Annotated in this window: 22 protein-coding genes and 1 pseudogene; 18 read left to right on the forward strand and 5 right to left on the reverse strand. The window is 51.6% G+C overall.

Going from position 1 to position 21,125, the window contains the following annotated elements:
* The first annotated feature begins 67 nt into the window (after positions 1 to 67).
* Together exbB and exbD are read left to right on the forward strand one after the other, a co-directional pair.
* Positions 68 to 802 carry a tol-pal system-associated acyl-CoA thioesterase gene (gene exbB, locus LG381_RS07890; RefSeq protein ID WP_000527844.1) on the forward strand — a complete coding sequence of 245 codons (735 nt, stop codon included), beginning with the start codon at positions 68 to 70 and terminating at the stop codon, positions 800 to 802.
* A gap of 6 nt (positions 803 to 808) precedes the next feature.
* On the forward strand, positions 809 to 1,234 hold the full coding sequence (gene exbD / locus LG381_RS07895; protein ID WP_001240712.1) for a TonB system transport protein ExbD: 426 nt from the start codon (positions 809 to 811) through the stop codon (positions 1,232 to 1,234).
* A gap of 158 nt (positions 1,235 to 1,392) precedes the next feature.
* On the opposite strand, the gene yghA is transcribed toward exbD, so the two are convergent.
* The gene (gene yghA / locus LG381_RS07900) at positions 1,393 to 2,277 is read right to left on the reverse strand and encodes an NADP(+)-dependent aldehyde reductase (RefSeq protein ID WP_032226275.1); all 885 of its coding nucleotides are present in this window, start codon (positions 2,275 to 2,277) and stop codon (positions 1,393 to 1,395) included.
* Positions 2,278 to 2,467: 190 nt separating this feature from the next.
* Here yghA and LG381_RS07905 point away from each other — a divergent pair, with 190 nt between their 5' ends.
* Entirely contained in the window at positions 2,468 to 2,962 is a 495-nt protein-coding gene (locus tag LG381_RS07905) for a TIGR00645 family protein (protein WP_000439331.1), read from the forward strand.
* A gap of 39 nt (positions 2,963 to 3,001) precedes the next feature.
* On the opposite strand, the gene gpr is transcribed toward LG381_RS07905, so the two are convergent.
* Positions 3,002 to 4,042 carry an L-glyceraldehyde 3-phosphate reductase gene (gene gpr, locus LG381_RS07910; protein WP_222679677.1) on the reverse strand — a complete coding sequence of 347 codons (1,041 nt, stop codon included), beginning with the start codon at positions 4,040 to 4,042 and terminating at the stop codon, positions 3,002 to 3,004.
* A 156-nt stretch (positions 4,043 to 4,198) separates the two neighbouring features.
* Here gpr and yghX point away from each other — a divergent pair, with 156 nt between their 5' ends.
* The 10 genes from yghX to hybG all read left to right on the forward strand — a co-directional run bounded on the left by yghX (position 4,199) and on the right by hybG (position 12,344).
* Positions 4,199 to 5,086: a YghX family hydrolase gene (yghX, locus tag LG381_RS07915; protein ID WP_032226273.1), complete on the forward strand. Its 888-nt coding sequence runs from the start codon at positions 4,199 to 4,201 to the stop codon at positions 5,084 to 5,086.
* Positions 5,087 to 5,206: 120 nt separating this feature from the next.
* Entirely contained in the window at positions 5,207 to 5,494 is a 288-nt protein-coding gene (yghW, locus tag LG381_RS07920; RefSeq protein ID WP_001059138.1) for a DUF2623 family protein YghW, read from the forward strand.
* 188 nt (positions 5,495 to 5,682) lie between these two features.
* A complete protein-coding gene (gene hybO / locus LG381_RS07925) occupies positions 5,683 to 6,801 on the forward strand; it encodes a hydrogenase 2 small subunit (protein ID WP_000145410.1) in 1,119 nt (372 codons plus the stop codon).
* A gap of 2 nt (positions 6,802 to 6,803) precedes the next feature.
* On the forward strand, positions 6,804 to 7,790 hold the full coding sequence (gene hybA / locus LG381_RS07930; protein WP_001081870.1) for a hydrogenase 2 operon protein HybA: 987 nt from the start codon (positions 6,804 to 6,806) through the stop codon (positions 7,788 to 7,790).
* A complete protein-coding gene (gene hybB / locus LG381_RS07935) occupies positions 7,780 to 8,958 on the forward strand; it encodes a Ni/Fe-hydrogenase cytochrome b subunit (protein ID WP_000017694.1) in 1,179 nt (392 codons plus the stop codon). The genes hybA and hybB overlap by 11 nt, the downstream gene beginning before the upstream one ends.
* Positions 8,955 to 10,658, forward strand: a complete 1,704-nt coding sequence (hybC, locus tag LG381_RS07940; protein WP_085461188.1) for a hydrogenase 2 large subunit — start codon at positions 8,955 to 8,957, stop codon at positions 10,656 to 10,658. The genes hybB and hybC overlap by 4 nt, the downstream gene beginning before the upstream one ends.
* Positions 10,658 to 11,152 carry a HyaD/HybD family hydrogenase maturation endopeptidase gene (locus tag LG381_RS07945; RefSeq protein WP_001221938.1) on the forward strand — a complete coding sequence of 165 codons (495 nt, stop codon included), beginning with the start codon at positions 10,658 to 10,660 and terminating at the stop codon, positions 11,150 to 11,152. Before hybC ends, LG381_RS07945 begins: the two co-directional genes overlap by 1 nt.
* Positions 11,145 to 11,633 (forward strand): hydrogenase-2 assembly chaperone, encoded by a 489-nt coding sequence (gene hybE, locus LG381_RS07950; RefSeq protein ID WP_000134014.1) that lies wholly within the window; start codon positions 11,145 to 11,147, stop codon positions 11,631 to 11,633. Before LG381_RS07945 ends, hybE begins: the two co-directional genes overlap by 8 nt.
* The gene (hypA, locus tag LG381_RS07955) at positions 11,626 to 11,967 is read left to right on the forward strand and encodes a hydrogenase maturation nickel metallochaperone HypA (RefSeq protein ID WP_000544957.1); all 342 of its coding nucleotides are present in this window, start codon (positions 11,626 to 11,628) and stop codon (positions 11,965 to 11,967) included. The genes hybE and hypA overlap by 8 nt, the downstream gene beginning before the upstream one ends.
* 128 nt (positions 11,968 to 12,095) lie before the next feature.
* Positions 12,096 to 12,344: a hydrogenase maturation factor HybG gene (gene hybG, locus LG381_RS07960; protein ID WP_000334896.1), complete on the forward strand. Its 249-nt coding sequence runs from the start codon at positions 12,096 to 12,098 to the stop codon at positions 12,342 to 12,344.
* 132 nt (positions 12,345 to 12,476) lie between these two features.
* Here the strand turns inward: hybG and yghU are convergent, their stop codons facing one another.
* The gene (gene yghU, locus LG381_RS07965) at positions 12,477 to 13,343 is read right to left on the reverse strand and encodes a glutathione-dependent disulfide-bond oxidoreductase (RefSeq protein WP_225762222.1); all 867 of its coding nucleotides are present in this window, start codon (positions 13,341 to 13,343) and stop codon (positions 12,477 to 12,479) included.
* A 204-nt stretch (positions 13,344 to 13,547) separates the two neighbouring features.
* Here yghU and gss point away from each other — a divergent pair, with 204 nt between their 5' ends.
* The 5 genes and pseudogenes from gss to lptG all read left to right on the forward strand — a co-directional run bounded on the left by gss (position 13,548) and on the right by lptG (position 19,650).
* Entirely contained in the window at positions 13,548 to 15,407 is a 1,860-nt protein-coding gene (gene gss / locus LG381_RS07970) for a bifunctional glutathionylspermidine amidase/synthase (protein WP_010347796.1), read from the forward strand.
* A gap of 290 nt (positions 15,408 to 15,697) precedes the next feature.
* A pseudogene (gene pitB, locus LG381_RS07975) lies at positions 15,698 to 16,975 on the forward strand (inorganic phosphate transporter PitB); the annotation flags it as partial.
* Entirely contained in the window at positions 16,967 to 17,473 is a 507-nt protein-coding gene (locus LG381_RS22325) for a YtfJ family protein (protein ID WP_300980035.1), read from the forward strand. The pseudogene pitB and the gene LG381_RS22325, both read left to right, overlap by 9 nt.
* Before the next feature lie 30 nt (positions 17,474 to 17,503).
* Positions 17,504 to 18,574, forward strand: coding sequence for an LPS export ABC transporter permease LptF (lptF, locus tag LG381_RS07980; protein WP_000779663.1), 1,071 nt, complete (start codon positions 17,504 to 17,506; stop codon positions 18,572 to 18,574).
* Positions 18,571 to 19,650, forward strand: coding sequence for an LPS export ABC transporter permease LptG (lptG, locus tag LG381_RS07985; protein ID WP_225762224.1), 1,080 nt, complete (start codon positions 18,571 to 18,573; stop codon positions 19,648 to 19,650). The genes lptF and lptG overlap by 4 nt, the downstream gene beginning before the upstream one ends.
* 34 nt (positions 19,651 to 19,684) lie before the next feature.
* Here the strand turns inward: lptG and LG381_RS07990 are convergent, their stop codons facing one another.
* Both LG381_RS07990 and LG381_RS07995 read right to left on the reverse strand, forming a co-directional pair.
* Entirely contained in the window at positions 19,685 to 20,857 is a 1,173-nt protein-coding gene (locus LG381_RS07990; protein WP_000524983.1) for an aminotransferase class I/II-fold pyridoxal phosphate-dependent enzyme, read from the reverse strand.
* Entirely contained in the window at positions 20,857 to 21,105 is a 249-nt protein-coding gene (locus tag LG381_RS07995; protein WP_000248097.1) for an acyl carrier protein, read from the reverse strand. Before LG381_RS07995 ends, LG381_RS07990 begins: the two co-directional genes overlap by 1 nt.
* Between the last annotated feature and the right edge of the window lie 20 nt (positions 21,106 to 21,125).

A 21,125-nucleotide genomic window follows, 5' to 3' on the forward strand; every position in this document is an offset into this window, starting at 1 on the left:
TATCAATTCGACGTCGTTTTGATATTATTATGCGCAGATTTTGTGACTTGCGTCCTGGAGATACACAGTGGGTAATAATTTAATGCAGACGGATCTTTCCGTCTGGGGTATGTATCAGCACGCCGATATTGTCGTTAAGTGCGTGATGATTGGGCTTATTTTGGCCTCCGTTGTCACTTGGGCAATCTTCTTCAGTAAGAGCGTAGAGTTCTTCAATCAGAAGCGCCGTCTTAAGCGCGAGCAGCAACTGCTGGCTGAAGCGCGTTCCCTAAACCAGGCCAACGATATCGCCGCTGATTTTGGTAGCAAAAGCTTAAGCCTGCATTTGCTCAATGAAGCGCAGAACGAGCTGGAACTGTCAGAAGGCAGCGACGATAACGAAGGTATTAAAGAGCGTACCAGCTTCCGCCTGGAGCGTCGGGTCGCCGCTGTGGGGCGTCAAATGGGACGCGGTAACGGCTATCTGGCAACCATTGGCGCGATTTCGCCGTTTGTGGGGCTGTTTGGTACGGTCTGGGGCATCATGAACAGTTTTATCGGTATTGCGCAAACGCAGACCACCAACCTGGCGGTGGTTGCGCCGGGTATCGCAGAAGCATTGTTGGCAACAGCAATCGGTCTGGTGGCAGCGATTCCGGCGGTCGTTATCTATAACGTATTCGCGCGCCAAATTGGCGGCTTTAAAGCGATGCTGGGTGATGTTGCAGCGCAGGTATTGTTGCTGCAAAGTCGTGACCTGGATCTGGAAGCCAGCGCCGCTGCGCATCCGGTTCGTGTCGCACAGAAATTACGTGCAGGGTAATGCGCTATGGCAATGCATCTTAACGAAAACCTCGACGATAACGGCGAAATGCATGATATCAACGTGACGCCGTTTATCGACGTGATGTTGGTTTTGCTGATTATCTTTATGGTGGCGGCACCGTTAGCGACGGTAGATGTGAAGGTGAACTTGCCTGCTTCTACCAGCACGCCGCAGCCGCGCCCGGAAAAACCGGTTTATCTGTCGGTGAAGGCAGACAACTCGATGTTTATCGGTAACGATCCGGTCACCGATGAAACAATGATTACGGCGTTGAATGCGTTAACCGAAGGCAAGAAAGACACCACCATCTTCTTCCGAGCGGACAAAACCGTCGATTACGAGACGTTGATGAAGGTAATGGATACGCTGCATCAGGCGGGTTATCTGAAGATAGGTCTGGTCGGCGAAGAAACTGCCAAAGCGAAGTAAAGCAGAATTGCCTGATGCGCTACGCTTATCAGGCCTACAAATCTATCACAACGTATTGAATTTGCATGACATGTAGGCCGGATAAGGCGTTCACGCCGCACCCGGCAAGCGTTAAAAGTACGATGATGCCCGGTTGCTTCACACAACCGGGCATTTTTTTAGCCTAAATGTTCGCCGCCGCATACGCCGTGCACTTCTGCGGTGACGTAGCTCGACTCCTGACTTGCCAGATAAACATAAACAGGAGCCAGTTCCGCCGGTTGCCCCGCACGCTTCATCGGCGTTTTCTGACCAAACTGCGGGATCTTATCCTGCGTCTGTCCGCCGGAAATTTGCAGCGCCGTCCAGATAGGACCAGGTGCGACAATGTTCACCCGAATACCTTTCTCCGCGACCTGTTTTGCCAGACCACGGCTGTAGTTCAGAATCGCCGCCTTCGTTGCCGCGTAATCCAGTAAATGCGGGCTTGGCTGGTACGCCTGGATTGACGAAGTGGTGATGATACTGGCACCTTTTGGCAGCAGGGGGATCGCTTCCTGGGTTAACCAGAACAGCGCGAAAACGTTAATGGCAAAGGTCTTTTGAAACTGTTCGCTGGTGAGGTCTGCAATATCAGGAATGGCAACCTGTTTCCCGGCGACCAGCGCCATAATATCCAGCCCGCCTAACGCCTTATGCGCGTCGTGAACCAGCGAACGGGCAAATTTCTCATCGCTTAAATCGCCCGGCAGCAGAACGACTTTGCGTCCGCATTCTTCAATAATCTTTTTCACATCCTGGGCGTCTTCTTCTTCCGCCGGAAGATAACTGATCGCCACGTCAGCGCCTTCACGCGCGTAAGCGATGGCGGCAGCACGACCGATACCAGAATCGCCCCCTGTCACCAGTGCTTTACGATCTTTCAGGCGACCGCTACCAACATAAGTTTTCTCGCCACAATCCGGCACCGGCGTCATCTTCGCCTGGATGCCTGGCGTCGGTTGTTTCTGTTTGGGATATTCACCAGTGTAATACTGCGTGGTCGGGTCTTTTAAATGAGACATCGCTTTTCTCCCTTCAGGTTCAACGTCCTTTAAGGGTAGACGCTCTCGATGCGTTAATCAGGGAACCAGGAAGATCCCTAAACCTCAGAATTATGCGACAAAGGTTTAACGTATATGTTGATTTGCTGTTGCGCGCTGTTTACTCAATTGCGATATACTGTTGCCCGTTTTAACTACACGACAGGAATGTATGGAACGTTTTCTTGAAAATGCAATGTATGCTTCTCGCTGGCTGCTTGCCCCCGTGTACTTTGGCCTTTCGCTGGCGTTAGTTGCCCTGGCGCTGAAGTTCTTCCAGGAGATTATTCACGTACTACCGAATATCTTCTCGATGGCGGAATCTGATTTGATCCTCGTGTTGCTGTCGCTGGTGGATATGACGCTGGTTGGCGGTTTGCTGGTGATGGTGATGTTTTCCGGTTATGAGAATTTCGTCTCGCAGCTTGATATCTCCGAGAACAAAGAGAAGCTGAACTGGCTGGGGAAAATGGACGCAACGTCGCTGAAAAACAAAGTAGCAGCGTCGATTGTGGCAATCTCTTCCATTCACTTACTGCGCGTCTTTATGGATGCGAAAAATGTCCCTGATAACAAACTGATGTGGTACGTCATTATCCATCTGACGTTTGTGCTCTCTGCGTTTGTGATGGGCTATCTTGACCGACTGACTCGCCATAATCACTGATCTGATTCGGGCGCGGTTCTCGCGCCCGTTATTAACAGGTTATTTATCGGATGACGCCTGCCACAGATTCAGCTCGCCATCGGCGATATGCTGGTCAATCTGCGCCAGTTCCTCGGCGCTAAACGTCAGATTTTTCAGCGCCTGTACGTTCTCCTCCAGTTGCTCCGCGCGGCTGGCACCAATCAATACTGACGTCACGCGATCATCTTTCAGCAACCAGCTTAACGCCATTTGCGCCATAGACTGACCGCGCTGCTGTGCCATTTCATTCAATAAGCGCAGGCTGTTGAGGTTGGCTTCGGTGAGCATTTTCGGCGTCAGGCCACGAACTTTATTCCCTTCACGATGCATCCGTGAATCCTCCGGAATACCGTTGAGATATTTTCCGCTCAGCAATCCCTGAGCCAGAGGAGTAAAGGCAATGCAGCCCACGCCGTTATTTTCCAGGGTATCCAGCAGGCCGCTTTTATCTACCCAGCGGTTCAGTAAATTGTACGAAGGTTGATGAATTAACAGCGGAATTTTCCACTCGCGCAGCAACTCGACCATTTTTTGCGTCCGCTCTGGCGAGTAAGAGGAGATCCCGACATACAGCGCCTTACCGCTTTGCACAGCATGAGCCAGCGCAGAGGCGGTTTCTTCCATCGGCGTATTTTCATCGACGCGATGAGAGTAAAAGATATCGACATATTCCAGACCCATACGCTTCAGGCTTTGGTCGAGGCTGGCGAGCAGGTATTTACGTGAACCGCCAGAGCCGTAAGGGCCGGGCCACATATCGTAGCCAGCCTTGGTTGAGATAATCAGTTCATCGCGATAAGCGGCAAAATCCTCCCGCAGCAGTCGACCAAAGTTCTCTTCTGCGCTTCCTGGAGGTGGCCCATAGTTATTGGCTAAATCAAAGTGCGTAATGCCTAAATCAAACGCTTTACGCAGGATCGCACGCTGTGATTCCAGCGCGTTAACGTGACCGAAATTGTGCCATAAACCGAGCGATAACGCGGGCAGGCGTAAACCGCTTTTTCCGCAATAGCGGTATTGCATCTGCCCGTAACGTTCGGGATTTGCTAACCAGACCATGACCTCTCCTTTCAACCGTTCAATTTCGAAACAATGTTTCTAGTTTAGCGATTCGCCAGCGTGTATCCCGTAGTGTGGCTCACAGAGTGACGAAAAACTGGGCAAAAACACGTGCTTATGCTTTGCTTAAAAAAACACCAGTTGAGGAGTGCAACGATGCCGCGTTTAACCGCCAAAGATTTCCCACAAGAGTTGCTGGATTACTACGACTATTACGCTCATGGGAAAATCTCGAAACGTGAGTTCCTCAACCTTGCGGCGAAGTATGCGGTAGGCGGGATGACGGCATTAGCGTTGTTTGATTTGCTCAAGCCAAATTATGCGCTGGCGACTCAGGTAGAGTTTACCGACCCGGAGATTGTTGCTGAGTACATCACATATCCTTCGCCAAATGGTCACGGCGAGGTACGGGGTTATCTGGTGAAGCCCGCAAAGATGAGCGGCAAAACGCCAGCCGTGGTGGTGGTGCATGAGAATCGAGGGCTGAATCCGTACATCGAAGATGTGGCACGGCGAGTGGCGAAGGCGGGGTACGTCGCCCTGGCGCCAGACGGTTTAAGCTCCGTGGGTGGATATCCGGGGAACGATGATAAAGGTCGTGAGCTGCAACAGCAGGTCGATCCGACTAAGTTGATGAATGATTTCTTTGCCGCAATTGAGTTTATGCAACGCTATCCGCAAGCGACAGGCAAAGTGGGTATTACTGGATTTTGCTATGGCGGTGGTGTCTCAAACGCGGCTGCGGTGGCATATCCGGAACTGGCCTGCGCGGTGCCGTTTTATGGTCGCCAGGCACCCACCGCTGATGTGGCGAAAATCGACGCACCTTTACTGCTTCACTACGCTGAACTGGACACCCGAATCAACGAAGGCTGGCCTGCTTATGAGGCGGCGTTGAAAGCGAATAATAAGGTCTATGAGGCGTATATTTATCCGGGGGTTAATCACGGATTCCATAATGATTCCACGCCCCGTTATGACAAATCTGCCGCCGATCTTGCCTGGCAAAGGACGCTGAAATGGTTCGACAAATATCTCTCCTGATGGGTTTATCTCTTTCTGGATAACATTCTTAACATGCTGAAAAAAATAGCGTGCGCAAAAGTCGTTCTTTGCCTAAAATATCGCTATATAGGTTCATATATAACGTTTAAGGGCAAAACGATGAATAACCATTTTGGTAAAGGCTTAATGGCGGGATTAAAAGCAACACATGCCGACAGTGCGGTTAATGTGACTAAATTCTGTGCTGATTATAAGCGTGGATTTGTATTAGGCTATTCGCACCGGATGTATAAAAAGACCGGTGACCGCCAGCTCAGCGCCTGGGAAGCGGGTATTCTGACGCGCCGTTATGGACTGGATAAAGAGATGGTAATGGATTTCTTTCGTGAGAATAATTCCTGTTCTACATTACGATTTTTTATGGCTGGTTATCGCCTCGAAAATTGATCAAACATACGTATTATCTTGCTTTAATTAATTACACTAATGCTTCTTCCCTTCGTTTTAGCGCCCCGCCGCAGTATCATGACAATGATAACCATAATAAATGTGTGGTAAATGGCGCATCGATCGCATTATTGATTTTGCGGTTGAGGCAAAATATATGCCAGGTCTTCGCAACGGAATAACTATAAATGACTGGAGATAACACCCTCATCCATTCTCACGGCATTAATCGTCGTGATTTCATGAAGCTTTGTGCAGCATTAGCCGCCACCATGGGGCTGAGTAGCAAAGCCGCCGCAGAGATGGCCGAATCGGTCACTAACCCGCAGCGCCCGCCGGTTATCTGGATTGGCGCGCAGGAATGCACCGGTTGTACGGAATCTCTGCTTCGTGCAACGCATCCAACGGTAGAAAACCTCGTGCTGGAGACCATCTCTCTGGAGTATCACGAAGTCCTTTCCGCCGCATTCGGCCATCAGGTTGAAGAGAACAAACATAACGCGCTTGAGAAGTATAAAGGGCAGTATGTGTTGGTTGTGGATGGTTCCATCCCATTAAAAGATAACGGTATTTACTGCATGGTTGCCGGTGAGCCGATTGTGGATCATATCCGCAAAGCGGCGGAAGGCGCAGCAGCCATTATTGCTATCGGTTCTTGCTCCGCGTGGGGCGGTGTCGCCGCAGCTGGGGTTAACCCCACCGGCGCGGTCAGCCTGCAAGAAGTTCTGCCGGGCAAAACCGTTATCAACATTCCAGGCTGTCCGCCGAACCCGCACAACTTCCTTGCGACCGTTGCGCACATCATCACTTACGGCAAACCGCCGAAACTGGATGACAAAAATCGTCCGACCTTCGCCTATGGCCGTCTGATTCACGAACACTGCGAACGTCGCCCGCACTTCGATGCTGGTCGTTTTGCCAAAGAGTTCGGTGATGAAGGCCACCGCGAAGGCTGGTGCCTGTACCACCTTGGCTGTAAAGGCCCTGAAACTTACGGCAACTGCTCAACGCTGCAATTCTGCGACGTTGGCGGCGTGTGGCCGGTGGCGATTGGTCACCCGTGCTATGGCTGTAACGAAGAAGGTATCGGCTTCCATAAAGGCATCCATCAGCTTGCCAACGTCGAAAATCAGACGCCACGCTCACAAAAACCGGACGTGAATGCTAAAGAAGGCGGCAACGTCTCTGCGGGCGCTATCGGTTTGCTTGGCGGCGTGGTTGGGCTGGTTGCCGGTGTCAGCGTGATGGCGGTGCGTGAACTGGGTCGTCAGCAAAAGAAAGATAACGCTGACTCACGGGGAGAATAACCGTGAACAGACGTAATTTTATTAAAGCAGCCTCCTGCGGGGCATTGCTGACGGGCGCGTTGCCGTCGGTCAGCCATGCGGCTGCTGAAAACCGCCCGCCAATTCCGGGATCGCTGGGTATGTTGTATGACTCGACCTTGTGCGTAGGCTGCCAGGCTTGCGTCACCAAGTGTCAGGATATCAACTTCCCTGAACGTAACCCACAAGGGGAACAGACCTGGTCGAACAACGACAAACTGTCGCCATACACCAATAACATCATTCAGGTGTGGACCAGCGGCACGGGGGTCAACAAAGACCAGGAAGAGAACGGCTACGCGTACATTAAGAAACAGTGTATGCATTGCGTCGATCCGAACTGTGTCTCTGTGTGCCCGGTCTCCGCGCTGAAAAAAGATCCGAAAACCGGCATTGTCCATTACGACAAAGACGTGTGCACCGGCTGCCGTTACTGCATGGTTGCCTGCCCGTACAACGTGCCGAAGTACGACTACAACAACCCGTTTGGTGCGCTGCATAAGTGCGAGCTGTGCAACCAGAAAGGTGTGGAACGTCTCGATAAAGGCGGTCTGCCTGGCTGCGTAGAAGTGTGCCCGGCGGGCGCGGTGATTTTTGGTACTCGTGAAGAGCTGATGGCTGAGGCGAAAAAACGTCTGGCACTGAAGCCAGGCAGCGAATACCACTATCCGCGTCAGACGCTGAAATCTGGCGACACTTACCTGCACACGGTGCCGAAATATTATCCGCATCTGTACGGCGAGAAAGAGGGCGGCGGTACTCAGGTTCTGGTACTGACCGGCGTGCCTTATGAAAATCTCGACCTGCCGAAACTGGACGATCTTTCTACCGGTGCGCGTTCCGAAAATATTCAACACACCCTGTATAAAGGCATGATGCTACCACTGGCTGTGCTGGCGGGCTTAACCGTGCTGGTTCGTCGCAACACCAAAAACGACCATCACGACGGAGGAGACGATCATGAGTCATGATCCACAACCGCTGGGCGGCAAAATCATCAGTAAACCGGTCATGATTTTTGGACCGTTAATCGTCATCTGTATGCTCCTGATTGTGAAACGTCTGGTGTTCGGTCTGGGCTCTGTCTCCGACCTGAACGGCGGCTTCCCGTGGGGCGTGTGGATCGCGTTTGACCTGCTGATCGGCACCGGCTTCGCCTGTGGCGGCTGGGCGCTGGCGTGGGCGGTATACGTCTTTAACCGTGGGCAATACCATCCGCTGGTGCGTCCGGCGCTGTTGGCGAGTCTGTTTGGTTACTCACTGGGTGGCTTGTCGATCACTATCGACGTGGGTCGCTACTGGAACCTGCCGTACTTCTACATTCCGGGTCACTTCAACGTGAACTCGGTACTGTTCGAGACGGCGGTCTGTATGACCATCTACATCGGCGTGATGGCTCTGGAGTTTGCTCCGGCACTGTTTGAACGTCTGGGCTGGAAGGTGTCGCTCAAACGTCTGAACAAGGTGATGTTCTTCATCATCGCGCTTGGTGCGCTGCTGCCGACCATGCACCAGTCTTCAATGGGGTCGCTGATGATCTCGGCGGGCTATAAAGTGCATCCGCTGTGGCAAAGCTATGAAATGTTGCCGCTGTTCTCGCTGCTGACGGCGTTCATCATGGGCTTCTCGATTGTCATCTTTGAAGGTTCGTTGGTGCAGGCGGGTCTGCGTGGCAACGGTCCGGATGAAAAGAGTCTGTTCGTTAAGCTGACCAACACCATCAGTGTGTTGCTGGCGATTTTCATCGTGCTGCGCTTTGGTGAGCTAATCTATCGTGACAAGCTGTCCTTAGCGTTTGCCGGTGACTTCTACTCCGTGATGTTCTGGATTGAAGTCCTGCTGATGCTCTTCCCGCTGGTCGTTCTGCGTGTGGCGAAGCTGCGCAATGATTCCCGTATGCTGTTCCTGTCAGCACTGAGCGCGCTGTTAGGTTGTGCAACCTGGCGTCTGACCTATTCGCTGGTGGCATTTAACCCAGGCGGCGGTTACGCCTACTTCCCGACCTGGGAAGAACTGTTGATTTCTATTGGTTTTGTGGCTATTGAGATTTGCGCTTACATCGTACTCATTCGTCTACTGCCGATACTTCCTCCTTTAAAACAAAACGATCATAATCGTCATGAGGCGAGCAAAGCATGAGCCAGAGAATTACTATTGATCCGGTAACCCGTATTGAAGGGCATTTACGCATCGATTGCGAAATCGAAAATGGCGTCGTTTCGAAAGCATGGGCTTCCGGAACCATGTGGCGCGGCATGGAAGAGATCGTGAAAAACCGCGATCCGCGCGATGCATGGATGATTGTGCAACGTATCTGTGGCGTATGTACTACCACTCACGCGCTGTCTTCCGTTCGTGCGGCAGAGAGTGCGCTGAATATCGACGTTCCGGTTAACGCGCAATACATCCGTAACATCATTCTGGCTGCGCACACCACGCATGACCATATCGTTCATTTCTATCAGCTTTCGGCGCTGGACTGGGTGGACATCACTTCTGCACTGCAAGCTGACCCAACCAAAGCCTCCGAAATGCTGAAAGGCGTTTCGACCTGGCATCTGAACAGTCCGGAAGAGTTCACCAAAGTTCAGAACAAGATCAAAGAGCTGGTTGCCAGCGGTCAGTTGGGTATTTTCGCCAACGGCTACTGGGGTCACCCGGCGATGAAACTGCCGCCGGAAGTGAACCTGATTGCGGTAGCTCACTACCTGCAGGCGCTGGAGTGTCAGCGTGACGCTAACCGCGTCGTGGCTCTGCTGGGCGGTAAAACGCCGCACATTCAGAACCTGGCGGTAGGTGGGGTCGCTAACCCAATCAACCTCGACGGTCTGGGCGTGCTGAACCTTGAGCGCCTGATGTACATCAAGTCTTTCATCGACAAGCTGAGCGACTTTGTTGAGCAGGTTTACAAGGTTGATACCGCAGTTATCGCCGCGTTCTACCCTGAATGGCTGACGCGCGGTAAAGGTGCAGTGAACTACCTGAGTGTGCCGGAATTCCCGACCGACAGCAAAAATGGCAGCTTCCTGTTCCCGGGCGGCTACATTGAGAATGCGGATCTGTCCTCGTATCGTCCGATCACTTCCCATTCCGATGAATACCTGATCAAAGGGATTCAGGAAAGCGCGAAGCACTCCTGGTATAAAGACGAAGCACCGCAGGCACCGTGGGAAGGCACAACCATTCCTGCTTATGATGGCTGGTCTGACGACGGTAAATACTCGTGGGTGAAATCACCGACTTTCTACGGCAAAACGGTAGAAGTGGGTCCGCTGGCGAACATGCTGGTGAAACTGGCGGCAGGACGCGAGTCTACCCAGAACAAACTGAATGAAATCGTTGCAATTTATCAGAAACTGACTGGCAACACGCTGGAAGTGGCGCAACTGCACTCCACGCTGGGGCGTATTATTGGTCGTACTGTTCACTGCTGCGAATTGCAGGATATCCTGCAAAATCAATACAGTGCACTGATCACCAATATCGGCAAAGGCGACCACACCACGTTCGTGAAGCCGAACATTCCGGCAACGGGTGAGTTCAAAGGCGTTGGCTTCCTTGAAGCACCGCGCGGTATGCTCTCTCACTGGATGGTGATCAAAGACGGTATCATCAGCAACTATCAGGCAGTTGTTCCGTCAACCTGGAACTCTGGCCCGCGTAACTTCAATGATGACGTCGGTCCTTACGAACAGTCGCTGGTAGGCACGCCGGTTGCTGATCCGAATAAACCGCTGGAAGTGGTGCGTACCATTCACTCCTTCGACCCGTGCATGGCCTGCGCGGTACACGTAGTGGATGCCGACGGCAACGAAGTGGTTTCAGTGAAGGTTCTGTAATGCGTATTTTAGTCTTAGGGGTCGGCAATATTTTGCTGACCGATGAAGCCATCGGTGTGCGGATTGTCGAAGCGTTAGAGCAACGATACATTCTGCCGGATTATGTTGAAATCCTCGATGGCGGCACGGCGGGAATGGAGCTGCTTGGCGACATGGCAAATCGCGATCATCTGATCATTGCGGATGCCATTGTGTCGAAAAAGAACGCGCCGGGAACGATGATGATCCTGCGGGATGAAGAAGTTCCGGCGTTGTTTACTAACAAAATCTCTCCGCATCAGCTTGGCCTGGCCGACGTATTGTCGGCCCTGCGCTTCACCGGCGAGTTTCCGAAAAAGCTGACGCTGGTCGGCGTGATCCCGGAATCACTGGAGCCGCACATCGGCTTGACGCCGACGGTAGAAGCGATGATTGAACCTGCGCTTGAGCAGGTTCTGGCTGCGTTGCGCGAATCAGGCGTGGAAGCTATCCCACGGGAGGCTGCTCATGACTGAAGAGATAGCAGGTTTCCAGACCTCCCCGAAGGCGCAAGTACAGGCAGCGTTTGAAGAAATTGCCCGGCGTTCGATGCACGATCTTTCTTTTCTGCATCCTTCAATGCCGGTGTATGTTTCCGACTTTACGCTGTTCGAAGGTCAGTGGACGGGGTGTGTGATCACCCCGTGGATGCTGAGTGCAGTTATCTTCCCCGGCCCGGATCAACTCTGGCCGCTGCGCAAAGTGAGTGAAAAAATCGGTCTGCAACTGCCGTATGGCACTATGACCTTTACCGTTGGTGAACTGGACGGTGTTTCGCAATACCTCTCCTGCTCGCTGATGTCGCCGCTTTCGCACAGCATGTCGATTGAAGAGGGTCAACGCCTGACGGATGACTGTGCGCGAATGATCCTTTCGCTGCCGGTCACCAATCCGGATGTACCACACGCAGGGCGTCGCGCCCTGCTGTTTGGTCGCAGGAGTGGCGAAAATGCATGAGTTGTCGCTTTGCCAGAGCGCCGTTGAGATTATCCAACGGCAGGCGGAGCAGCACGATGTTAAGCGCGTCACCGCCGTGTGGCTGGAAATTGGCGCGCTCTCCTGCGTTGAGGAGAGCGCCGTCCGTTTTAGTTTTGAAATTGTCTGCCAGGGAACGGTGGCGCAAGGGTGCGATTTACATATCGTCTATAAACCCGCCCAGGCCTGGTGTTGGGATTGCAGCCAGGTAGTGGAGATTCATCAGCACGATGCGCAGTGCCCGCTCTGTCATGGCGAGCGGTTGCGTGTCGATACCGGCGATTCGCTGATCGTCAAAAGTATTGAAGTTGAATAAGACTGCGGACAACGCCTGAAAAGCGCACGGACGGTTCCCTCGCCCCTCCGGGGAGAGGGGTAAGGTGAGGGGAAACACCCAAAGGTTTTTTTCGCGTTTGTCTGCAATCGAAATAACCGGAGTTAACAATGTGTATTGGCGTTCCAGGCCAGGTGCTGGCTGTCGGTGAAGATATTCACCAGCTTGCGCAGGTTGAAGTATGTGGTATCAAGCGCGACGTGAATATCGCGCTGATTTGCGAAGGTAACCCTGCCGATCTGCTGGGCCAGTGGGTACTGGTGCACGTCGGATTTGCCATGAGCATCATCGACGAAGACGAAGCCAAAGCCACATTAGACGCACTGCGCCAAATGGATTACGACATTACCAGCGCGTGAAAATTAGCTTTCGTAGGCCTGATAAGACGCGGCAGCGTCGCATCAGGCATTGTGCTCGATTGCCGGATGCGGCGTAAACGCCTTATCCGGTCTACATCGGCCTTTATGGCTTGCTGCGACGAACACCAACCCTTACCCCTGACGCTTATCTTCCGTATTCGTCTCAAAATCACTGGCGTCATGGCGCTCATGCAACTGCTCGTTCAGCGGTCCGTTGGTGCGGTTAACAATACGCCCACGCTTCACCGCCGGACGTTCGCCCACTTCTTTCGCCCAGCGTTGCACGTGCTTATAACTGCCCGCATCAAGAAACTCTGCGGCATCATATACGCCGCCTAACACCACGTTGCCAAACCACGGCCAGATTGCCATATCAGCAATGGTGTACTCATCGCCCGCAACAAACTTATGCTGCGCCAGTTGCTTATCAAGCACGTCGAGCAGGCGCTTGGCTTCCATGGTAAAGCGGTTGATGGCGTACTCAATTTTCACCGGCGCGTAATGGTAAAAGTGACCAAAACCACCGCCGAGGAACGGCGCAGCGCCCTGTAACCAGAACAACCAGTTCAGTGTTTCCGTCCGTTTTGCCAAATCCTGCGGCAAGAAGTAGCCAAATTTCTCTGCCAGATAAAGCAGGATCGAACCAGACTCAAACACGCGGATTGGCGGATTATGCGTATGATCGCGCAGCGCGGGGATCTTCGAGTTCGGATTCACTTCCACAAAGCCGCTGGAGAATTGATCGCCATCGCCAATGCGAATCAGCCAGGCGTCGTACTCTGCACCAGTAACGCCCAGCGCCAGCAGCTCCTCAAGCATAATCGTTACTTTCTGACCGTTTGGCGTGCCCAGAGAATAGACCTGTAACGGGTGCTTGCCAACCGGCAGCGTTTTTTCATGCGTCGGGCCAGAAACCGGGCGATTGATATTGGCGAATGCGCCGCCAGCAGATTTATCCCACGTCCAGACTTTCGCGGGCTGATAAGTATTGTCTGTCATACTGAATTGCCTTCTGAGTGGTGGTGTTGAAGCAGTGTAGCAGTTCGATTGCTATACAGATTGTGAATTTTTTAACCCTTTGCGCCAGCCGCTGCGTTGAGGTGTATGATAAGTCAGACCTCTGTCCGGTTAATGTCGCTGAGCAGGTAATCAGAGCACAACAATTACGCCAACTGCTTAGGTTGTATTGTTAAAGGTAAAGTGATGAGCAAAGGAACGACCAGCCAGGATGCCCCGTTCGGGACATTATTGGGCTACGCCCCAGGTGGTGTAGCAATCTACTCTTCAGATTACAGTTCTCTCGATCCGCAGGAATACGAAGATGACGCCGTATTCCGTAGCTATATCGACGACGAATATATGGGCCACAAATGGCAATGCGTTGAATTTGCTCGCCGTTTTCTCTTTCTGAATTACGGTGTGGTCTTCACAGACGTGGGTATGGCGTGGGAGATTTTCTCGCTGCGCTTTCTGCGTGAAGTGGTTAACGACAACATCCTGCCGTTGCAGGCATTTCCTAACGGTTCGCCGCGTGCGCCAGTCGCGGGTGCGCTTCTTATCTGGGATAAAGGCGGAGAATTTAAAGACACCGGCCATGTCGCCATCATTACCCAATTGCATGGCAACAAAGTTCGCATTGCTGAACAAAACGTGATTCATTCCCCGTTGCCGCAAGGGCAGCAGTGGACACGCGAACTGGAGATGGTGGTCGAAAACGGCTGCTATACCCTCAAAGACACGTTTGATGACACCACCATTCTGGGCTGGATGATCCAGACGGAAGATACTGAATACAGCTTACCGCAGCCGGAAATTGCAGGCGAGCTGCTGAAAATCAGCGGAGCGCGCCTGGAAAACAAAGGCCAGTTTGACGGTAAATGGCTGGATGAAAAAGATCCGCTGCAAAACGCCTATGTGCAGGCCAACGGTCAGGTGATCAATCAGGATCCATATCATTATTACACCATTACCGAGAGTGCCGAGCAGGAGCTGATTAAAGCTACCAACGAGCTGCACCTGATGTATCTTCACGCTACCGATAAGGTGCTGAAAGATGACAACCTGCTGGCATTGTTCGATATTCCAAAAATCCTCTGGCCGCGTTTGCGCCTCTCCTGGCAGCGTCGCCGGCACCATATGATCACTGGTCGCATGGATTTCTGTATGGATGAGCGTGGCCTGAAGGTCTACGAATACAATGCCGATTCCGCCTCTTGTCATACTGAAGCGGGCTTGATCCTCGAACGTTGGACGGAGCAAGGCTATAAAGGCAACGGCTTCAATCCGGCGGAAGGGCTGATTAACGAACTGGCAGGCGCATGGAAACACAGTCGTGCACGTCCATTTGTCCATATCATGCAGGACAAAGATATCGAGGAGAACTATCACGCGCAGTTTATGGAGCAGGCGCTGCAACAGGCGGGCTTTGAAACGCGTATCTTGCGCGGGCTGGATGAACTGGGCTGGGATGCTGCCGGGCAACTGATTGATGGGGAAGGGCGACTGGTTAACTGCGTATGGAAAACCTGGGCGTGGGAAACCGCGTTTGATCAGATTCGTGAAGTCAGTGACCGTGAGTTTGCTGCGGTGCCGATTCGTACCGGGCATCCGCAAAATGAAGTGCGTCTTATCGACGTATTGCTGCGCCCGGAAGTGCTGGTCTTTGAGCCGCTGTGGACGGTGATCCCCGGCAACAAAGCGATTCTGCCGATCCTCTGGTCGCTGTTCCCGCACCATCGCTATCTGCTGGATACTGATTTCACTGTTAATGATGAACTGGTGAAAACCGGTTATGCCGTGAAGCCGATTGCCGGTCGCTGTGGCAGCAATATTGACCTCGTCAGCCATCATGAAGAGGTGCTTGATCAGACCAGCGGTAAATTTGCCGAGCAGAAAAACATCTATCAACAGTTGTGGTGCTTGCCGAAAGTGGACGGTAAATACATCCAGGTATGTACCTTCACCGTTGGCGGCAACTATGGCGGGACTTGCTTGCGCGGCGATGAATCACTGGTCATCAAAAAAGAGAGTGATATTGAGCCGTTAATTGTGGTGAAAGAGTAATACATGTTGTAGCAACCTCGTACTGATTATAAAGAGTAATCAGTACGGGGATTAATCAAAATATTTAATGTTTATATATTTTATTATTTATTCATTTCACGCATGAATATATGGACTGGCGAAATGTCTGTGTATTAATTATATCTAATAATTTTGAATGAATGCTTATTGTCTGATACACAAGAAATAACACTCTTTTTATCGTTAAAAATGATATTTCACTTTGCCCGCGCCGTGAAAGTCACTGATAATGCCTCCGTTCGTAAATTCAAAATGGCGTAATCTAATATATGCTAAATTTATTTGTTGGCCTTGATATATATACGGGGCTTTTGTTATTACTTGCTCTGGCATTTGTGTTGTTCTACGAAGCAATCAATGGTTTTCATGACACGGCAAATGCGGTGGCAACCGTTATTTATACCCGAGCCATGCAACCACAACTTGCTGTGGTGATGGCGGCATTTTTTAACTTTTTTGGCGTATTGCTTGGCGGACTTAGCGTCGCCTATGCCATCGTCCATATGTTGCCAACCGATTTGCTGCTGAATATGGGGTCAACCCACGGTCTGGCGATGGTCTTTTCCATGCTGCTGGCGGCGATTATCTGGAATCTGGGAACGTGGTTTTTTGGTTTACCGGCCTCCAGTTCGCATACTTTAATTGGCGCGATTATCGGCATCGGTTTAACTAATGCGATGTTAACCGGCTCATCGGTGATGGACGCGTTAAATCTGCGTGAAGTGACCAAGATTTTCTCCTCACTGATTGTCTCCCCAATTGTGGGGCTGGTGATTGCGGGAGGACTGATTTTCCTGCTGCGTCGCTTCTGGAGCGGCACGAAAAAGCGTGACCGTATTCACCGCATTCCTGAAGATCGCAAAAAGAAAAAAGGCAAACGTAAACCGCCATTCTGGACGCGTATTGCACTGATTGTTTCCGCTGCGGGCGTGGCGTTTTCGCATGGTGCGAACGATGGACAAAAAGGGATCGGTCTGGTGATGCTGGTGCTGGTGGGAATTGCGCCCGCCGGGTTTGTCGTCAATATGAACGCTTCCGGCTATGAAATTACCCGTACCCGCGATGCTGTCACTAACTTTGAACATTATCTGCAACAGCATCCTGAATTGCCGCAGAAATTGATTACGATGGAACCCCCGCTGCCTGCGACTCAGACGGATGGCACACAAGTGACGGAGTTTCACTGTCATCCGGCAAATACCTTTGATGCCATCGCGCGCGTTAAAACGATGTTGCCGGGCAATATGGAAAGCTATGAGCCGTTAAACGTGACTCAGCGCAGTCAGCTGCGCCGCATTATGCTTTGCATCTCTGATACTTCCGCGAAGCTGGCGAAACTGCCAGGCGTCAGTAAAGAAGACCAGAACCTGCTGAAAAAACTGCGCAGCGATATGTTAAGTACCATTGAATACGCTCCGGTGTGGATCATTATGGCGGTGGCACTGGCGCTGGGTATTGGCACCATGATTGGCTGGCGTCGTGTGGCGATGACCATCGGTGAGAAGATTGGTAAGCGTGGCATGACGTATGCGCAAGGTATGGCGGCGCATAATTTCATCAATGGGAAGCAGGTTACGCCTGTTTATATCCAGGAAGGCGGCGAGCTACTGCTTAATAACGACGAAATTTACTACCAAAAGTGGAACAGTACGCAACTGAAGGGAAAAGTCCGCATTATCCAGTATATCGCCGGGCGCAAGTCGGCAAAGAAAAAGAACTCACTGTTAATCAAAGCAGTAGAAGTGGCGAACTTTCCGCAGGATCGTTTTCAGCCCACCACCATTGTGAATACCGATGATGCTATCTTTGGTACAGGCTATTTTGTGAGCGGTAAAATCGAGAAAAATAAACGCCGCTATCCATGGGCGCAATTCGTTATTGACGGCAATGGTCTGGGACGGGTTGCCTGGCTATTACCGGAGCAGAGTTCAACCATTCTGGTATTGAATAAAGCCGGGCAAATTCAGTGGGCAAAGGACGGCAGCCTGACGCCGGAAGAGGTAGATCATGTTATTGCGCTGGCGCAGAAGCTGATCAATGAATAAAAAACTCAAAGGATTGAGGGCGTTAGTGAGATGAAGCTGGTTGAACATTACATCATGCGCGGTACGCGCCGTCTGGTGCTGATTATCGTCGGTTTTCTGATCTTTATTTTCGCCAGCTATTCCGCACAGCGTTATCTGACCGAAGCGGCAAATGGCACTTTAGCTCTCAACGTTGTGCTGGATATCGTTTTCTACAAAGTGCTGATTGCACTGGAGATGTTGTTACCGGTTGGCCTGTATGTGTCGGTTGGCGTGACGCTTGGGCAGATGTATACCGACTCAGAAATTACCGCAATTTCTGCGGCGGGAGGCAGCCCGGCGCGTTTGTATAAAGCTGTTCTTTACCTTGCAATACCGTTAAGTATTTTTGTCACCGTTTTGTCGATGTATGGTCGGCCGTGGGCTTATGCGCAGATTTATCAACTGGAGCAACAGTCGCAGTCGGAGTTGGATGTCCGCCAGCTACGGGCAAAGAAATTTAATACTAACGATAATGGGCGGATGATCCTCTCGCAGACGGTTGATCAAGACAATAATCGCCTGACTGACGCGCTGATATACACTTCTACAGCCAATCGAACCCGCATTTTTCGTGCCCGCTCCGTTGATGTTATCGATCCCTCTCCGGACAAACCGACCGTCATGTTGCATAACGGCACAGCCTATCTTCTCGATCATCAGGGCAATGACGACAACGAACAGATCTACCGCAATCTACAATTACATCTGAATCCGCTGGATCAAAGCCCTAACGTCAAACGCAAAGCGAAATCGGTCACGGAGCTGGCGCATTCTGTATTTCCTGCCGATCATGCCGAATTGCAATGGCGACAAAGCCGTGGCGTGACTGCGTTGTTAATGGCATTGATGGCTATCTCTTTAAGTCGGGTAAAACCACGGCAGGGGCGATTTTCTACCTTATTGCCTTTAACGTTACTGTTTATTGCCATTTTTTATGGCGGAGACGTTTGCCGCACTCTGGTGGCAAACGGTGCAATTCCTGTTATCCCTGGTTTGTGGTTAGTGCCTGGACTGATGTTGACTGGTTTGTTAGTGCTGGTCGCACGCGACTTCTCTTTGCTGCAGAAATTTTCCCGATGAATGTCTTCAGTCGCTATTTAATCCGTCACCTGTTTCTCGGTTTTGCTGCTGCCGCAGGGCTACTGCTGCCGCTTTTTACCACCTTCAACCTGATTAACGAGCTGGATGATGTCAGCCCTGGTGGTTATCGCTGGACTCAGGCGGTGCTGGTGGTGGTGATGACCCTGCCGCGCACACTGGTCGATCTTGCGCCGTTTATCGCGTTATTAGGGGGGATTGTTGGTCTTGGGCAGTTATCGAAAAACAGTGAACTTACCGCCATTCGCAGCACGGGATTTTCCATTTTCCGTATCGCGCTGGTGGCGCTGGTCGCCGGAATGCTGTGGACAGTCTCGTTAGGCGCGATTGATGAGTGGGTAGCGTCGCCATTGCAGCAACAGGCGATGCAAATCAAATCGACCGCCACCGCGTTAGGGGTAGACGATGACATCACCGGCAACATGTTGTGGGCCAGACGTGACAATGAATTTGTGACGGTGAAATCGCTGAATGAACAGGGCCAGCCGGTAGGTGTGGAGATATTTCATTACCGCGACGATCTGTCACTCGAATCTTACATTTACGCGCGCAGCGCCACCATCGAAGACGATAAAACGTGGCTCCTGCACGGTGTGAATCATAAAAAATGGCTTAACGGCAAAGAAACGCTGGAAACATTAGATAATCTGCCGTGGCAATCGGCATTCACCAGTATGAATCTCGAAGAGTTATCGATGCCGGGTAATAGCTTTTCTGTCCGCCAGCTCAACCATTACATCCATTATTTGCAGGCAACCGGGCAACCGAGCAGTGAATATCGTCTGGCACTGTGGGAAAAGCTGGGACACCCCATCTTAACTCTGTCGATGATTTTACTGGCTGTGCCGTTTACCTTTAGCGCCCCGCGTTCGCCGGGAATGGGCAGCCGTCTTGCTGTGGGCGTCATCGTTGGCTTGCTTACCTGGATTAGCTATCAAATCATGGTCAATCTGGGATTGCTATTTGCGTTGAGCGCACCTGTTACCGCGCTCGGTTTACCGATAGCGTTTGTGCTGGTGGCGTTGAGCCTGGTGTATTGGTATGACAGTCAACATTAAACCCGCCGTGGCGCAACACCACGGCGGGTTAACATTACTGTTTCAGTGTGGCAAATGCCTGAATGATGGCATCAATTTGTTCGCGACTGTGAGCGGCGTTAACGCTACAGCGCAGCAGCGTAATGCCTGCCGGCGCGGCAGGTGGCAGGATAAGATTCACATATACGCCCAGTGAGATAAGCTCGCGCCAGATGCGTAGCCCTTCCTCTTTCGAACCGATTATCACTGGCACTACCGGGCTAATATGCGAGCTTAGCTCGTAACCCAATTTTTGCAGACCGTCATACAGATGGTTGGCGTTATCCATCAATTTTTGCCGCAACTCTGGTTGTGTGGCAATGGTTCTTAACGACGAGCGCACGGTCGCAATGCAGGAAGGAGAAGGGGAGGCGGTAAAAATATACGGGCGGCTGCCGTAGCGCAGCACTTCCATCGCTTCCGAGCCTACGGCAAAACCGCCGATAGAGGCCAGACTCTTACTGAAGGTGCCAACGATAATATCAACATCGTCCTCAACGCCAACGGCCTCAACCAGCCCGCGCCCCGTTGCGCCTAACACGCCAAACGAATGAGCTTCATCGACAATCAAATAACCGCCGAGACGACGTTTGATATCAACAATTTCCGCCAGCGGTGCAACGTCGCCGAGCATACTGTAGATGCCCTCAACGATGATAATCGCCTCTTTCGCCCGTTCGCCGAGGCGAATCATGCGACGTTCCAGATCGTTGGCGTCGTTATGGCGAAAACGAATAATTTCCGCGCCGCCGAGAGAGCAGGCATCATAAATACTGGCGTGGCTGTCGGCATCCAGCAACACTACGGCGTTATGGTCGGCAAGTGCGCTGATGACGCCTAAATTGGCGGTATAACCGGTTGAAAAAACAATAGCAGTAGGGCGATTGAAAAACTCAGCAATCTCTTTTTCTAACGCCAGATGCGGCGCATAGCTGCCATTCGCCATTCGAGAACCGGTGGTGCCGGTGCCTTGTGCCGCTAACGCAGCCTGACCTTCGGCGATGGCCTCGTTATTGAAGGTTAAACCGAGATAATTATTGGTTCCGGCCAGGATCACTTTTTTATTGCCGATACGCCCTTCGGTGGCGGAATACACTTCATCAATACAGGTGCCAAACGGTGTTAAACCGTTATCACTAAATTGCAGTCGCTCGCCAGCAAGACGCGCATATTTATCGTATAGCCCCATTATTTATTCTCCAGCCATGGAAGTAGTGTTTCCATTAATTGCGCAGGGGTTTTGACATCCAGCAGAATATTAATAGGAATGGAAATATCGAATCTGTCTTCCAGCATCATTAAGAGATCCATCACCTTGATCGACTCCAGGCCAAGATCGTTGACGAGATCGCTGTCGGGCTTAATTTCCACACCGTTTTCGACCAAATCCTGTAAACAGGAAAGGATGTAATCCATTACTATTTCACGATTTACCATAGAAACGTTAACACACCTTT

The sequence above is a fragment of the Escherichia sp. Marseille-Q3837 genome (assembly GCF_916618735.1).
GTDB classification, from domain to species: Bacteria; Pseudomonadota; Gammaproteobacteria; order Enterobacterales; family Enterobacteriaceae; genus Escherichia; species Escherichia ruysiae.

Bases quoted from the DNA above. Each gene is read 5' to 3' on its own strand.
- exbD (WP_001240712.1), top strand. From the start codon at position 809: ATGGCAATGCATCTTAACGAAAACCTCGACGATAACGGCGAAATGCAT.
- yghA (WP_032226275.1), bottom strand. From the start codon at position 2,277: ATGTCTCATTTAAAAGACCCGACCACGCAGTATTACACTGGTGAATAT.
- LG381_RS07905 (WP_000439331.1), top strand. From the start codon at position 2,468: ATGGAACGTTTTCTTGAAAATGCAATGTATGCTTCTCGCTGGCTGCTT.
- gpr (WP_222679677.1), bottom strand. From the start codon at position 4,042: ATGGTCTGGTTAGCAAATCCCGAACGTTACGGGCAGATGCAATACCGC.
- yghX (WP_032226273.1), top strand. From the start codon at position 4,199: ATGCCGCGTTTAACCGCCAAAGATTTCCCACAAGAGTTGCTGGATTAC.
- yghW (WP_001059138.1), top strand. From the start codon at position 5,207: ATGAATAACCATTTTGGTAAAGGCTTAATGGCGGGATTAAAAGCAACA.
- hybO (WP_000145410.1), top strand. From the start codon at position 5,683: ATGACTGGAGATAACACCCTCATCCATTCTCACGGCATTAATCGTCGT.
- hybB (WP_000017694.1), top strand. From the start codon at position 7,780: ATGAGTCATGATCCACAACCGCTGGGCGGCAAAATCATCAGTAAACCG.
- hybC (WP_085461188.1), top strand. From the start codon at position 8,955: ATGAGCCAGAGAATTACTATTGATCCGGTAACCCGTATTGAAGGGCAT.
- LG381_RS07945 (WP_001221938.1), top strand. From the start codon at position 10,658: ATGCGTATTTTAGTCTTAGGGGTCGGCAATATTTTGCTGACCGATGAA.
- hybE (WP_000134014.1), top strand. From the start codon at position 11,145: ATGACTGAAGAGATAGCAGGTTTCCAGACCTCCCCGAAGGCGCAAGTA.
- hypA (WP_000544957.1), top strand. From the start codon at position 11,626: ATGCATGAGTTGTCGCTTTGCCAGAGCGCCGTTGAGATTATCCAACGG.
- hybG (WP_000334896.1), top strand. From the start codon at position 12,096: ATGTGTATTGGCGTTCCAGGCCAGGTGCTGGCTGTCGGTGAAGATATT.
- yghU (WP_225762222.1), bottom strand. From the start codon at position 13,343: ATGACAGACAATACTTATCAGCCCGCGAAAGTCTGGACGTGGGATAAA.
- gss (WP_010347796.1), top strand. From the start codon at position 13,548: ATGAGCAAAGGAACGACCAGCCAGGATGCCCCGTTCGGGACATTATTG.
- LG381_RS22325 (WP_300980035.1), top strand. From the start codon at position 16,967: ATGGCGGCGCATAATTTCATCAATGGGAAGCAGGTTACGCCTGTTTAT.
- lptF (WP_000779663.1), top strand. From the start codon at position 17,504: ATGAAGCTGGTTGAACATTACATCATGCGCGGTACGCGCCGTCTGGTG.
- lptG (WP_225762224.1), top strand. From the start codon at position 18,571: ATGAATGTCTTCAGTCGCTATTTAATCCGTCACCTGTTTCTCGGTTTT.
- LG381_RS07990 (WP_000524983.1), bottom strand. From the start codon at position 20,857: ATGGGGCTATACGATAAATATGCGCGTCTTGCTGGCGAGCGACTGCAA.
- LG381_RS07995 (WP_000248097.1), bottom strand. From the start codon at position 21,105: ATGGTAAATCGTGAAATAGTAATGGATTACATCCTTTCCTGTTTACAG.